Below are 12,877 nucleotides of genomic sequence, written 5' to 3' on the forward strand. Positions count from 1 at the left end.
CCAGGAGGCCTGCGCTGCCGGCGGCAGCGGGTCCGGGACAGGATCCGGGCGGGATCAGGCGGCCAGCGGCTGCTGCGGCAGCTCCAGACCTGTCAGCAGGCCGATCTCGCGGCGCAGGCTGCCGCCCAGGTGTTCCGGCTTGGCATAGGCCAGGCAGATCTTGTCGAAGGTCCGAAACCGGATCGGCACTGCCCCCTCGGTATCCGCCGAGGTAAACAGACCGCTCGACCGGGCCGCGCTGGCGGCGGCCTGCGTCACTGCTTCGGGACCTTCCAGAAAAATGTGAACGGTCCCGCCGCTGCGGATCATCATGCCGGTGGCGCCGCCGTTCTGCATCGCCGGGCGGTTCTGGCTGATGAACCGGGCGATCTGCTGGTGGGTGGTGCCGGGGGCGAGTTTGGCGGTGATGACGAGGCGGTGCATGGGCGGTCTCCTGTGAATTGGCGGCAGCTGTGAGGGCCGGGTGCGCTGAGGTTTCGATAAGTTCAATCTAAACGAGTGCAGGCCGGTTTGCGCGCCAGCAAAGGTGTAGGATTGCCGCCTGACTGGCGGCAGAAGCGCGCCCGCCTGTCCTTTGGAATAGCCCCCCTGACCCTTGTGCAGGGCGCTGGCGGCACCGGGCGCTGGACACCGGCCTCTGGTCAATCTCCCCCGGGGCAATCTCCCCTGGGAAACGCTCTCTAGGGAGAATCTCTCCCGGAACAAAAAAAAGAGCGGCCCCAGGCCGCCCTTTGCGCATCGCTGCTGTGCCCCGCTTACTTGAAGCTGCGGCTGTCCTTGATCTGATCCCAGGCCCACATGACCTCCTGCAACTGCTCCTCCTGGCTGCGGTCGCCGCCGTTGATGTCGGGGTGCAGCACCTTGATCAGCTTCTTGTAGGACTTGCGGATTTCGGCCTTGGTCCAGTCGTCCTTGGCTTCCAGGATCTCGATGGCGCGGCGCTCGGTGGGCGGCAGGCGGCGGCCCGTTTTGGCGCCGCGGCCCGGGTTCTGGGTGGCATTGGCGCCCAGCACCTGATGCGGATCCTCGATGCCAAGCCGCGCCCAGGCGCGCGCCTCGGGGTCGCCCATGGGCTTGGTCTGGCGCTCCCAGACCTTGTCCTTGGAGCGCTGCGCATTCAGCTCGGCTTCGGTGGTGCCTTCGAAGAAGTTCCACTTGTTGTTGTACTCGCGCACGTGCTCCTGGCAGAACCAGAAGTAGTCATCCAGCACGTCGGGCGCCTTGGGCGCGCGGAACTTGCCGGCTTCCTCGCAGCCGTCCTTGTCGCAGACGCGCACGGAGGTTTCGGACGCACCGGTAGCGGCCCGCCGCCCGCGCGGGTTTTTCTTCTTGGCGGAGCGGACGGACATATCGAAGCCAAAGGGATCGGATTTGGTCATGGGGCGCACCTTCTAGACGCTTCTGTTCGACTCGGAGGCAGCAGTTTAGTCTAAGGGGCGCCAGATTGAAGGGGGCGCGCTGAAAAATTTATGGGGATGAGCGGAAAATGAACGTGAAGCAGGAAATGGAAGCGGCCTTGCAGGCGGCCTTCGCGCCGAGCGCGCTGGAGGTCGTGAACGAAAGCCACAAGCACGCGGGCCATGCGGGCGATGACGGCTCCGGAGAGAGCCATTTTGCGGTGCGGATCCGGTCAGAGGCGTTTGGCGGCATGAGCCGGGTGGCCCAGCACCGCGCCGTTCACAAGGCGCTGGGCGGGATCGTGCCGCGCATCCACGCGCTGGCGCTGGACACCGGCGTCTGATCCCGAAGGGGGGAGGATCAGTCCTCCCCGTCGCCCTTTCGCGCGGCCCGGTTTTTCAGCGTGGTGGTCACGCCCGAGACAGGGCTGAGCTCCTCCGCGCCATCGCCGGACTGCATTTTGGCGGCTCCGGCGCCCGGACCCGGCGTGGCGCTGCCGGGGGCTTCGGGGGCGCCTGCGGTGGCGGTCAGCGGCGGTTCGCTGTGGCGGAACTCCACGGCGGCGCCCCGGCCCGGAACCTGCGCGGCCTCCGGCTTTTCCGCTGCGAGCGCGCGGCGGAACACCAGGACGTTGCGCCAGTTGGTGGTGGAGCCGGTCAGCCCGGAGCGCTCCTCGCTTGGCAGCAGCTCCGCACGCTGAAACTCCCAGCCCTCGGCCGCCATCTCGTTCAGCAGGATCTCGATCGAATTGGCAAAGCGCGCCTCGGGTGTCTTCACCCCCTTCGCCTTGGTGCCCTTGGCGGGGGCGGGCATCACCTTGTACTCAAATGCTTGCATGAACGTCTCCTGTTTCGGCCTGAAGCTTTAGCGGAAAGGCGGGAGCGGTCAAGGGCCGGAGCGGCGGCGCAGGCCCGGCGCGCCGCCGTTTTCAGGGGCGGAAAACGGCCCGGAATTCAGGCGCTTTCCGAGCCGGAGTTTTTGAATTATTCCGGGGTCGGCAGCCGGTTCAGCCCTCCGTCGCGGCCATCTGCGCCAGCGTCAGGCAGACCTCCGTCGCCTTGGCCATGTCCTGCACCGAAATCCATTCCAGCGGCCCGTGCACGTTCTGCATGCCGGTGAAGATGTTGGGCGTGGGCACCCCCAGTTCGGTCAGCCGCGAGCCGTCGGTGCCGCCGCGGATCGGGGTCGTGACAGGGGCGATCCCATGTGCGCGGCACGCGGCCAGCGCCAGCTCCACCGGGGTCATGTCGTTTTCCAGCCAGTAGCGCATGTTGCGGTACTGCGGGTAAATCCCGCAAGTAATCTCCGCCCGCGGCTCAGTGGCCTGCACCGCCTCGCAAACCTTGCGCAGCAGATCGCCCTTGGCCGCCAGCCCGTCCAGTTCGAAGTCGCGCAGGATCAGCTTGATCTCCATCTCAGAGGAGCCGCCGTTCATGTCGGTGATATGGATGAACCCCTCGCGCCCGTCTGTGGTTTCCGGCGTCATTGTGGCCTGCGGCAGCGTCTGCACGATCTTTGCCGCCAGATGCGCGGCGTTCACCAGCTTTTCCTTGGCCCAGCCGGGGTGGATCGAAACACCCTTGATGCGCACCACCGCGCGGTCGGCAGAGAAGCTCTCATAGACGATCTCGCCCGCGTCGCCGCCGTCCAGCGTGTAGGCGAAGGCGACGCCCAAATCCTCGGGCAGCTGCTCGCCCACACCGCGCCCGATCTCCTCGTCCGGCGTGAAGGCGAGGCGGATCTGCGGGTGTTTGATCTCCGGATTGGCCAGCAGATGCCGGGCCAGCGTCATCACGATGGCCACGCCCGCCTTGTCATCCGCGCCCAGGAGGGTGAGGCCCGAGGCGGTGATCAGGTCATCGCCCTGTTTGGAGGCAAGGTAGGCGGATTTTTCCGGCGACAGCACCAGGGCGGGATTGTCGGGGAACGTGATTTCAGAGCCATCGTAGCTCTTGATCACCCGCGGCTTGACACCGCTCGCGTTGAACTGCGGGGCGGTGTCGACATGGGCGAGGAATCCAATCGCCGGCCCCGGCGCGGTGGCGGGAACGGTCGCCAGCACCACACCGTAATCGGTGAGCGTCACGTCCTCAGCACCGATCTCCTGCAGCTCCGCCACCAGCAGGTTCAGCATGTCGAACTGGATTTCGGTGCTGGGGGTTGCGGCTGAGGTCTCGTCGCTCTGGCTGTCGATGGCGGCGTAGCGGACCAGACGGTCCTCAAGTTCCTGGTCGAAATTGCGGGTCATGGAGCCTCCGGGATTTTGGCAGGAGGAAACCCGCTGGCGCGGCGAAGGTCAAGCGGCGGCGAATTCGACGGGGCGGTGAGGCGGTTTGTGGCAGCGCGAAGGGCAGCGTCTGACCGCGGGTGGGGGCGGCCGGGGGCTGTCCGGCATGCCGGCGGGCGGAAGATTGGAAAGGGCAGCACCCGGTGCAGAGGACCCCCGCATGGCCGCCCCCTTTGCGGCACGAAAAAGGGCGCCGCGAGGGGCGCCCTTTCAAATTCCGTTTCCAGTGGCGCTTAGCTGCCCAGCTTCTTCGCCACCAGCTCGTTCACCGCTTTGGGGTTGGCCTTGCCGCCGGTGGCTTTCATCACCTGGCCGACAAACCAGCCTGCCAGTTTCGGGTTCACCTTGGCCTTCTCCACCTGCGCCGGGTTGGCGGCGATGATCTCGTCCAGGGCGGTCTCGATGGCGCCGGTGTCGGTCACCTGCTTCATGCCGCGCTCTTCGACGATCTGCGCCGGGTCGCCGCCTTCGGTATAGACGATCTCGAACAGGTCCTTGGCAATCTTGCCGGAAATCGCGTCCGAGGCGATCAGGTCGATGATGCCGCCCAGCTGTGCAGGCGTTACCGGCGACTCGGTGATCGTGTGGTCTTCTTTCTTCAGGCGGCCGAACAGCTCGTTGATCACCCAGTTGGCGGCGAGCTTGCCGCTGCGGCCCTTGGCGGTTTCCTCGAAGAAGGTCGCCGATTCCACATCCGCGGTCAGCACCGAGGCGTCATAGTCGCTGAGGCCGAAGTCGTTGATGAAACGTGCTTTCTTCTCGTCCGGCAGTTCCGGCAGGCTGGCGGCGATACTGTCCACCCAGTCCTGTTCGATTTCCAGCGGCAGCAGATCGGGATCGGGGAAATAGCGGTAGTCATGCGCCTCTTCCTTGGAGCGCATGGAGCGGGTTTCACCCTTGTCCGGGTCATAGAGCCGGGTTTCCTGCACGATCTCGCCGCCGCTTTCGAGAATGGCGATCTGGCGGCGCGCCTCGACCTCGATGGCCTGCTGGATAAAGCGCATGGAGTTCATGTTCTTGATCTCGCAGCGGGTGCCGAGGTGGCCGAAGTCCTGGGTCTCCTGGTACTTCTCATAGGCGCCGGGCAGGCAGACCGAGACGTTCACGTCGGCGCGCAGGTTGCCGTTCTGCATGTTGCCGTCGCAGGTGCCCAGATACTGCATGATCTGGCGCAGCTTGGCGATGTACGCCGCCGCTTCCTCCGGCCCGCGGATGTCGGGGCGGGAGACGATTTCCATCAGGCAGACGCCGGTCCGGTTCAGGTCGACGAAGGACATATGCGGGTCCATGTCGTGGATCGATTTGCCCGCGTCCTGCTCCATGTGGATGCGTTCGATCCGCACTTTGCGCGCGGTGCCGTCGCCCAGTTCCACCAGCACTTCGCCTTCGCCCACAATGGGATGATAAAGCTGCGAAATCTGGTAGCCCTGCGGCAGGTCGGGATAGAAGTAGTTCTTGCGGTCAAAGGCCGACCACAGGTTGATGTCCGCCTTCAGGCCGAGGCCGGTGCGCACGGCCTGTTCGACGCAATATTCGTTGATCACCGGCAGCATGCCGGGCATCGCCGCGTCCACAAAGGCCACGTTGGAGTTCGGCTCGGCGCCGAACTTGGTGGAGGCGCCGGAGAACAGCTTGGCATTTGAGCTGACCTGGGCATGCACCTCCATGCCGATGACCAGTTCCCAGTCATGCTTGGCGCCCGCGATCACCTTGGGCTTGGGGAGTTCATATGTCAGGTCGAGCATGGTTTTCCGCCGTATCCGAATGTCCTTGGTTGGCAAGCGTTCTAGGCCCGTGCGCGGGCAGGGGCAAGGGGGCAAAGGCGGCGTGGGATTGCCGGGGCGGCATTTGCCCTCTTGGCGGGGTCAGGGCGCGCGGCTAGAACTGGCAGCCCGAGCAGAACGACAGGAGGCCGCCTTGGACACATCCGCCCGCATCAGCCAGACCATTGCCACGGAAATCGGCGCCGCCGCCAAGCAGGTGAGCGCCGCGGTTGCGTTGCTGGACGAGGGCGCCACAGTCCCCTTTGTCGCGCGCTACCGCAAGGAGGCGACCGGGGGCTTGGATGACACTCAGCTGCGCACCCTGGCGGAGCGTCTGGACTATCTGCGCGAGCTGGAAAAGCGGCGGGCCTCCATTCTCGAGTCGATCAAGGGGCAGGACAAGCTGACCGGTGAACTGGCGGCCTCCATCGCCAAGGCGGAGACCAAGGCGCAGCTGGAGGACATTTATCTGCCCTACAAGCCCAAGCGGCGCACCAAGGCGATGATCGCCAAGGAAAACGGGCTGGAGCCGCTGGCCGATGCCATTCTGGCCGACCGCAGCGCCGACCCGGAGAAGCTGGCGGAAGGCTATATCACCGAGGCTGTGGCCACGGTGAAGGACGTACTGAACGGCGCGCGGGATATCCTGACCGAGCGGCTGACGGAAAACGTCGCCCTGCTGGGCCGCTTGCGGGGGTTCCTGCAGAAGGAGGCGGTGCTCACCGCCAAGGTGATCGAGGGCAAGGAGCAGGAGGGCGCCAAGTTCTCTGATTACTTTGAACATACCGAGCGCTGGGCGGATGTGCCCTCGCACCGGGCGCTGGCGATGCTGCGCGGGTCCAACGAGGGCGTGCTGACGCTGGACGTGGGGCCGGAGCCGGAAGAGGGCGTGGCCCGGGCCGAGGCGATGGTCGCGGCGGAACTGGGCGCGGGCGGCAATGGCCCGGGCGACAAGTGGCTGCGCAAGGTGGCGGGCTGGTGTTGGCGGGTGAAACTGTCGCTGTCGATGATGCTGGAGCTGATGGGCGACCTGCGAGGCCGGGCGCAGGAGGACGCCATTCAGGTCTTTGCCCGCAACCTCAAGGATCTGCTGTTTGCAGCTCCGGCCGGTGCGCGGCCGACCCTCGGGCTGGACCCGGGCATTCGCACCGGCGTCAAGGCCGCGGTGGTTGATGCAACCGGCAAACTGGTGGCCACAGAGACCTTGTACCCGTTCCAGCCGAAGAACGATCTGCGCGGCGCGCAGGTGTCTATTGTGAAACTGATCGCCGAACACGGCGTCGAGCTGATCGCTATCGGCAACGGCACTGCCAGCCGCGAGACCGAGCGGATGGTGGCGGAGGTGCTGAAACACCTCCCGGCCAAGATCAAGGCGCCGACCAAGGTTGTCGTGTCCGAGGCCGGCGCCTCAGTCTATTCCGCCTCCGAGCTGGCGGCGCGGGAGTTCCCTGATCTGGACGTGAGCTTGCGCGGCGCGGTGTCGATTGCGCGGCGTTTGCAGGATCCGCTGGCGGAACTGGTGAAGATCGAGCCCAAGAGTATCGGTGTGGGCCAGTACCAGCACGATGTGGACCAGCACAAACTTTCGAAATCGCTGGAAGCGGTGATCGAGGATGTGGTGAACGCGGTGGGCGTGGACCTCAATATGGCGTCGGCACCGCTGTTGTCCCATGTCTCGGGCCTTGGCCCCGGGCTGGCAGAGGCGATTGTGGCGCACCGCGACGTGAACGGTGCATTCAAATCGCGCAAGGAACTGCTGAAAGTGGCGCGGCTTGGCCCCAAGGCGTTTGAGCAATGCGCGGGATTCCTGCGCATCCGGGATGGCAAGGAGCCGCTGGATGCGTCGTCAGTTCACCCCGAAAGCTATGACGTCGCGCGCAAAATCGTGGCCGCCTGCGGATGCGACATCCGCCAGATCATGGGCGACGGCGCAGCGCTCAAGTCCCTGCGGGCAGAGGATTTTGTGGGCGGGGACGTCGGCCTGCCCACCGTGCGCGACATTTTCCAGGAACTGGAAAAACCGGGCCGCGACCCGCGCCCGTCCTTTGTGACGGCGTCCTTCAAGGACGGAGTGGAGGAAATCACCGACCTGAAGCCCGGCATGGTGCTGGAGGGCACGGTGACCAATGTCGCGGCCTTTGGGGCGTTTGTGGACATCGGGGTGCATCAGGACGGGCTGGTGCATGTCAGCCAGCTGGCCGACCGGTTCGTGAAGGACCCGCATGAGGTGGTGAAGACCGGCCAGGTGGTCAAGGTCACCGTCACCGAGGTGGACGTGCCGCGCAAGCGGATCGGGCTGACCATGAAAAAGGACGGCGGCGCCTCAGCCAAGGAGGACCGCGCTGTGCGCGGCCCGGCGAAGGGCGCAGGCCCGCACCGCGGCGGCAAGCCCGGCGGCCCTCAGGGCGGCAAGGGCAGGATGTCTGCTGGCCCCAAGGGCGGTCAGCGCCGGGATCAGGGCACAAGCCAAGGCACTGGCGCGCTGGGCGCGGCCTTGATGGACGCCTTCAAGAAGAAATGACGAAACGGGGCCTTGGCCCCGTTTTTCATGTTTGCCGCAGGCTCAAGCGGGGCTGAACTCCAGCCCTTGTTCGGTAAAGGCAACTTTCTGGCCGCCTTCGATCTCCTCGCGGAACTGGGTGGCGATGGCCTGCAGCGCGCCGGCATGGCCGCGCGCGGCAAAGCGGCTGAGCGAGGTGATGCGGGCGCTGTTGTCGAAGCCTTCGGCGGCATGGGCCCAGACCAGCGGGTGCAGCTCCTTCAGGTGGTCGCGGATCAGCCAGCCGGCGGCGGCGGCGATCTTGAGGCGCGGCACATCTGCCTGGATATTGCGGCCCAAGTCCTTGCGCAGCGCAACCGTGCAATAGGCCGCCAGGAGGTTGATCATTTCCTGCGACGGGTCGGCCTGCACGATATCCCTTAGACCGTCGAGGAAAAACCGGGTGTCGACCCGGGCGCAGGCCTGATCGTCGATGGCGATGGCGTCGAAATAGACCCAGGTGTAGCCGCCTGCGCCCCAGGTCTGCGCGGTGCGCGCGGCAGTGCGGCGGGCCTCAAGCTCCAGCGCCGCATAGGAGCCGGACCATCGCGGCAGCATCTGGGTGCCCAGCGTGCGCATGTGGCGGTGGTTGGCGGGGGCCAGGTCGATCAGGGCGGCAAAGGCATCTGCCACCGGCAGGGTGCCGCTGCTGCTGCGGGCAAACAGGGCGCATTGCGCCGCCTTGAGGAAGGGGCTGTCTTCGCTGGCCTCCGCAATCGGCTCCAGCAGGGCGGCGGCGCGGTCGAAATGCGCGGCACAGCGGCGCTGGCTGGAAGCCGGGGCGGCAGGGGCGTTGCCCGGGCCGCGCCAGGCCCAGCCGATATCAATATGGGCCAGCGCCACCAGCGCCGTCAGGTAGGGGTCGTGGCGGTGCTCTGCCCGCAGCGCCTCAAACGCCATCAGCCCGCGGATCAGGCTTCGGTTGCCGGTATCCATCTGTTCCGAGAGGGCATGTTCGGTGGCGTTGACCACATCTGCGCGGGCGCCATAGGCGATGAGATCGGCCAGCGGCAGGTCGCAGCGCGCGGTGGCGCGGCTCTGGTCGGCCTCCCGGATCTCGCGGGAGAGGTCCTCCCAGCGTTCCTGGCGTGCCAGAAACTGGCCGCGGTTCTGGGCTTGCAGGCAGTCGGGATCGCCCTGGGCGCTGCGGATCGGGATGGACAGGCTGTCCGCCAGGCTCCGGTTCAGAAGCATGTCTGCGGGGGGTTGAACGGGGACGGGCCGGATGCGGGCGGCAGGCCGGGGGGCGCGGGACAGCAGACCTGAAATCCGGGACAGAAGTTCCCGTGCCTGCCGAGACTGTGTAATCATTTGTGCTTCCTGACGAGTGGCAGCTTATCGTTGCTCACAGTGTCGTCAGGCAATGGGGCGCAAAGATGGCGGCACTGAGGAACTTGGCGTATTTCAGCGGTTTATTGCGCATGGCTGTTTGCAATCCGGGATTGTTTTAGCGCAGCTTTTACGCAAGGCCTTCAGAACGCTGTGAAATGGTGCCGCTCGGTGCGCAACCCGCGCTGTTGAAAGGCCGCATCAGCCTCGGCGTGGGGCGGTGTCGCCTCCTGCGGCAGCCGGATTCGTTTGCCGCTGTGCAGGATCAGCGTGGCGCGCACAGAGAAGTCCCAGCGGGTGTCAAAACGCACCCGGTCAATTTCGCTCAGATCCGCTTCGCCAGTCAGGCCGCCGCTGAACCACTCGACCCTGTTGCGGGAAATCCTGAGACCTGCCAGCGGGTTGCGGATCAGGTCCAGAAGCGCAGGCAGTGCGGGAAGGGCCAGCAGGGCCACCAGCCACAACGCCGCGTCCAGCACCAGCCACAGCACCAGCAGCGCTGCCAGCCAGCCGCCTGTTGCCAGCATTGCGGTCTTTGACCGGCACCGGCGGGAGAAGCTGTAGTCCTCCGCCGGGGATGGCGTTTCGTGAGTGTCAGCCATCCAGGATCCGGGTGACCATCTCCGTGGTGTCGCGGCTCAAGCCGTCTGTGCCGGCAATCCGTTTCAGCTGGGCACGGATCAGCGACTGGCGGTCCGCGTCATAGCGCTTCCAGGTCTGGAAGGCAGCGCACATGCGGGCGGTAGTCTGCGGGTTCAGCTTGTCCAGCGCAATCAGGTTCTTGGCCAGCAGCTGATAGCCCTCGCCGCTGGCGTGGTGGAAGCCCGCGTGGCTGCCCGCCAGCGCGCCGAACACAGCGCGGAAGCGGTTGGGGTTCTTCATGCTGAACAGCGGATGCTTGGTGAGGGCCGCGGCAACTGCAGCCGTCTTCTCTGGCGCGGCGCAGGCGATTTGCAGGGCAAACCATTTGTCCATCACCAGCCGGTCGTCCTGCCACTGGTTGAAGAACGCCTGGCTTTGCGCCTCGCCTTTCTCGGACTTCAGCAGCGCGCCTAGGGCGGCGTACTGCTGGGTCATGTTGTCCGCTGCCTGATACTGGCGCGCGGCCTGGTCGCCGCCGTCCAGCCGGGTCAGCAGCGACAGGATGCGGCCATTGAGGGCGCGTTTGCCCGCCCCCTCGGCATCCGGCGCATAGGGGCCGTCGACCGTAGTGGCGGCATAGAGCCGGGGCAGGCTGGTTTCCAGCTGCTGCGCCAGGGTCTGGGCAAAGGTCTCTGCCGCGTCATAGATTTTCTGCGGATCGGGGGTGTGGCCGCGGTCAAAGAGGGTCTGCGCAATATCCGACTGGCTGGGCGGCGTCAGCACCAGCGCGCGGAAGGCCGGGTCCTGTTCGTCGTCGCGCACCAGTTTTTCCAGCGCATCCAGATAGGCCGCATCGGGGGCGGCGCCGTCCAGCACCATCGCAACGCGGACCTCCTTGGCCAGCGCGTTGCCAGCCTCCCACCGGTTGAAGGGATCGGTGTCATGGGCCAGCAAGAAGGCACGCTCGGCGTTGGTGGTTGCGCGCTCCAGGATCACCGGGGCGGAGAATTCCCGCAGGATCGACGGCACAGGTTTGGAGGCGAGGCCCTCGAAGGTGAAGCTTTGCTTGGCTTCCGTCAGCTCCAGCACTTCGGTGCCGCGCACTTCGTCGCCGTTGGGTGACAACAGGCCCACCGCCACCGGGATAACCCGCGGCGCCTTGTCCGGCTGGCCCGGGGTGGGGGGCGTCGATTGCTCGAATGTCAGGGTGTAGGTGCCATCGGCGTAATCCTCGGAAACCTTCACCCGCGGAGTGCCCGCCTGGCTGTACCACAGCTTGAACTGGCTGAGGCCGCGCCCGGTGGCATCTTCAAACACCTTCAGCCAGTCCTCGATGGTGCAGGCCTGGCCGTCGTGGCGCTCAAAGTAGAGCTGCAGCGCCTTGTAGTAGTTCTCATCGCCCACCAGCCGCTTCAGCATACCGATCACCTCGGCGCCCTTTTCATACACGGTTGCGGTGTAGAAGTTGTTGATCTCCTGATACTGCTCGGGGCGCGGCGGATGGGCGAGCGGGCCGTTGTCCTCAGGGAACTGGCGGGCGCGCAGCGCAATCACATCCTCGATCCGCTTCACCGGTTCGGAGCGCATGTCGGCGGTGAATTGGGCGTCGCGGAACACCGTCAGCCCTTCCTTGAGGCAGAGCTGGAACCAGTCGCGGCAGGTGATGCGGTTGCCGGTCCAGTTGTGGAAATACTCATGCGCGATAATCGCCTCGATGCGTTCGAAATTGGCATCCGTGGACGTCTCGGGCGACGCCAGAACGCAGGAGGAGTTGAAGATGTTCAGCCCCTTGTTCTCCATCGCGCCCATGTTGAAATCATCGACCGCCACGATGTTGAAAAGGTCGAGATCGTATTCGAGGCCATAGACATCCTCGTCCCATTTCATCGACTTCTTCAGCGCCTCCATGCCGAAGGCGCATTTGCCCTCGTCGCCCGGGCGGACCCAGATGTTCAGCTCCACTTCCTTGCCGGATTTTGTGGTGAAGCTGCCGGGGTAGTTCACCAGATCACCTGCCACCAGCGCAAACAGATAGGCCGGTTTCGGCCACGGGTCGTGCCATTCGGCCCAGCCCTCGCCCTGGCCCATGGGGTTGCCGTTCGACAGCATCACCGGCTCGTCGCCCTCGATCCGCACCGTGAAGGTGGACATCACGTCGGGACGGTCCGGGTAATAGGTGATCTTGCGGAACCCCTCGGCCTCGCACTGGGTGCAATACATGCGGTTCGACATGTAGAGCCCCTCCAGTGCGGTGTTGCCGGCCGGGTTGATCTCCACCTCGGCCTCCCAGGTGAAGGGGGCGGCGGGCACCTCGCATTTGAGGCCGCCCTCGACCAGTTCGGGCGACACTTCCTCGCCGTCGATCTTGGCCGAGATCAGTTTAAGCTCCTCGCCGTGCAGGAAAAACGTCCTGTCCGCCGCATCCGGTTTGGGCGCAAAGCGGATCTTGCTCAGGACGCGGGTTGTTTCCGGCGCCAGGCGGAAAGTCAGGTGAACGCTTTCGGCGTCATACCCGAAGGGCGTGTAATCCTTCAGGTAAAAGGTCTTGGGGGCGGTGGCGGGGCTTGCATCTTTCACGGCGGAACCTCGTGTTTTATGGAACCGGAGCGGGGGCCGGCACGTAGTTACCATAGTCGTAGGCAACACCGGACGGAGCGGCAAGCCGTCCTGCGCCTCAATTTGTATTGGAGAGGAGTTCAGCCATGTCCGCACCGGATACCAACGTCGACCGTCAGACAGAAAAGCACAAACCGTCGCTGCTGGGGATCGGCGCCGTGGTCGTGTTTGCGCTGGTTGCGCTGGGGCTGTTCCTGCTGATGGTTTTTGACCGCGGCGGCGAGCAGGACAAGGTGGAAGCACCGGCTACCGCCGCCGAGGTGCAGCGCGTGATTGACGGGACCGCCGACTGACCGGCGGACCGGTAAAGCATGTTTCCGGGGCGTGCAGGGCAACCTGTGCGCCCTTCTGCCGTCTGGGGAC

General features: G+C 65.5%; 11 protein-coding genes. 3 read left to right on the top strand and 8 right to left on the bottom strand.

The window, feature by feature from the left end; all coding sequences use genetic code 11:
- Positions 1-54: 54 nt before the first annotated feature.
- Positions 55-423, bottom strand: a complete 369-nt coding sequence (locus DAEP_RS0102485; protein ID WP_027243562.1) for a hypothetical protein — start codon at positions 421-423, stop codon at positions 55-57.
- Positions 424-755: 332 nt separating this feature from the next.
- Positions 756-1,379, bottom strand: a complete 624-nt coding sequence (locus DAEP_RS0102490) for a J domain-containing protein (RefSeq protein ID WP_008556276.1) — start codon at positions 1,377-1,379, stop codon at positions 756-758.
- 107 nt (positions 1,380-1,486) lie between these two features.
- Between DAEP_RS0102490 and DAEP_RS0102495 the strand changes: the two genes are divergently transcribed.
- On the top strand, positions 1,487-1,741 hold the full coding sequence (locus tag DAEP_RS0102495; RefSeq protein WP_008555905.1) for a BolA family protein: 255 nt from the start codon (positions 1,487-1,489) through the stop codon (positions 1,739-1,741).
- Positions 1,742-1,758: 17 nt separating this feature from the next.
- Here the strand turns inward: DAEP_RS0102495 and DAEP_RS0102500 are convergent, their stop codons facing one another.
- From DAEP_RS0102500 to gatB, 3 genes are all read right to left on the bottom strand, one after another.
- Positions 1,759-2,235: a DUF4177 domain-containing protein gene (locus DAEP_RS0102500; protein ID WP_027243563.1), complete on the bottom strand. Its 477-nt coding sequence runs from the start codon at positions 2,233-2,235 to the stop codon at positions 1,759-1,761.
- A 169-nt stretch (positions 2,236-2,404) separates the two neighbouring features.
- The gene (pepT, locus tag DAEP_RS0102505; protein ID WP_027243564.1) at positions 2,405-3,646 is read right to left on the bottom strand and encodes a peptidase T; all 1,242 of its coding nucleotides are present in this window, start codon (positions 3,644-3,646) and stop codon (positions 2,405-2,407) included.
- A 272-nt stretch (positions 3,647-3,918) separates the two neighbouring features.
- Positions 3,919-5,430: an Asp-tRNA(Asn)/Glu-tRNA(Gln) amidotransferase subunit GatB gene (gene gatB, locus DAEP_RS0102510; RefSeq protein WP_027243565.1), complete on the bottom strand. Its 1,512-nt coding sequence runs from the start codon at positions 5,428-5,430 to the stop codon at positions 3,919-3,921.
- Positions 5,431-5,602: 172 nt separating this feature from the next.
- Here gatB and DAEP_RS0102515 point away from each other — a divergent pair, with 172 nt between their 5' ends.
- Positions 5,603-7,969: a Tex family protein gene (locus DAEP_RS0102515; protein WP_027243566.1), complete on the top strand. Its 2,367-nt coding sequence runs from the start codon at positions 5,603-5,605 to the stop codon at positions 7,967-7,969.
- A gap of 42 nt (positions 7,970-8,011) precedes the next feature.
- On the opposite strand, the gene DAEP_RS0102520 is transcribed toward DAEP_RS0102515, so the two are convergent.
- The 3 genes from DAEP_RS0102520 to pepN all read right to left on the bottom strand — a co-directional run bounded on the left by DAEP_RS0102520 (position 8,012) and on the right by pepN (position 12,475).
- On the bottom strand, positions 8,012-9,181 hold the full coding sequence (locus DAEP_RS0102520; protein ID WP_036760407.1) for a hypothetical protein: 1,170 nt from the start codon (positions 9,179-9,181) through the stop codon (positions 8,012-8,014).
- Positions 9,182-9,459: 278 nt separating this feature from the next.
- Entirely contained in the window at positions 9,460-9,918 is a 459-nt protein-coding gene (locus DAEP_RS0102525; RefSeq protein WP_027243568.1) for a hypothetical protein, read from the bottom strand.
- Complete coding sequence (pepN, locus tag DAEP_RS0102530) at positions 9,911-12,475, bottom strand: aminopeptidase N (protein ID WP_027243569.1); 2,565 nt, start codon at positions 12,473-12,475, stop codon at positions 9,911-9,913. Before pepN ends, DAEP_RS0102525 begins: the two co-directional genes overlap by 8 nt.
- A 125-nt stretch (positions 12,476-12,600) precedes the next feature.
- Between pepN and DAEP_RS0102535 the strand changes: the two genes are divergently transcribed.
- Entirely contained in the window at positions 12,601-12,807 is a 207-nt protein-coding gene (locus tag DAEP_RS0102535; RefSeq protein WP_008554087.1) for a hypothetical protein, read from the top strand.
- Positions 12,808-12,877 lie beyond the last annotated feature (70 nt).

It is taken from the genome of Leisingera daeponensis DSM 23529, assembly GCF_000473145.1.
In the GTDB taxonomy this organism is placed as follows: Bacteria; Pseudomonadota; Alphaproteobacteria; order Rhodobacterales; family Rhodobacteraceae; genus Leisingera; species Leisingera daeponensis.

What these genes read in the sequence shown, in the direction of transcription:
- DAEP_RS0102485 (WP_027243562.1), bottom strand. Translation starts at nt 423, where the DNA reads ATGCACCGCCTCGTCATCACCGCCAAACTCGCCCCCGGCACCACCCAC.
- DAEP_RS0102490 (WP_008556276.1), bottom strand. Translation starts at nt 1,379, where the DNA reads ATGACCAAATCCGATCCCTTTGGCTTCGATATGTCCGTCCGCTCCGCC.
- DAEP_RS0102495 (WP_008555905.1), top strand. Translation starts at nt 1,487, where the DNA reads ATGAACGTGAAGCAGGAAATGGAAGCGGCCTTGCAGGCGGCCTTCGCG.
- DAEP_RS0102500 (WP_027243563.1), bottom strand. Translation starts at nt 2,235, where the DNA reads ATGCAAGCATTTGAGTACAAGGTGATGCCCGCCCCCGCCAAGGGCACC.
- pepT (WP_027243564.1), bottom strand. Translation starts at nt 3,646, where the DNA reads ATGACCCGCAATTTCGACCAGGAACTTGAGGACCGTCTGGTCCGCTAC.
- gatB (WP_027243565.1), bottom strand. Translation starts at nt 5,430, where the DNA reads ATGCTCGACCTGACATATGAACTCCCCAAGCCCAAGGTGATCGCGGGC.
- DAEP_RS0102520 (WP_036760407.1), bottom strand. Translation starts at nt 9,181, where the DNA reads ATGCTTCTGAACCGGAGCCTGGCGGACAGCCTGTCCATCCCGATCCGC.
- DAEP_RS0102525 (WP_027243568.1), bottom strand. Translation starts at nt 9,918, where the DNA reads ATGGCTGACACTCACGAAACGCCATCCCCGGCGGAGGACTACAGCTTC.
- DAEP_RS0102535 (WP_008554087.1), top strand. Translation starts at nt 12,601, where the DNA reads ATGTCCGCACCGGATACCAACGTCGACCGTCAGACAGAAAAGCACAAA.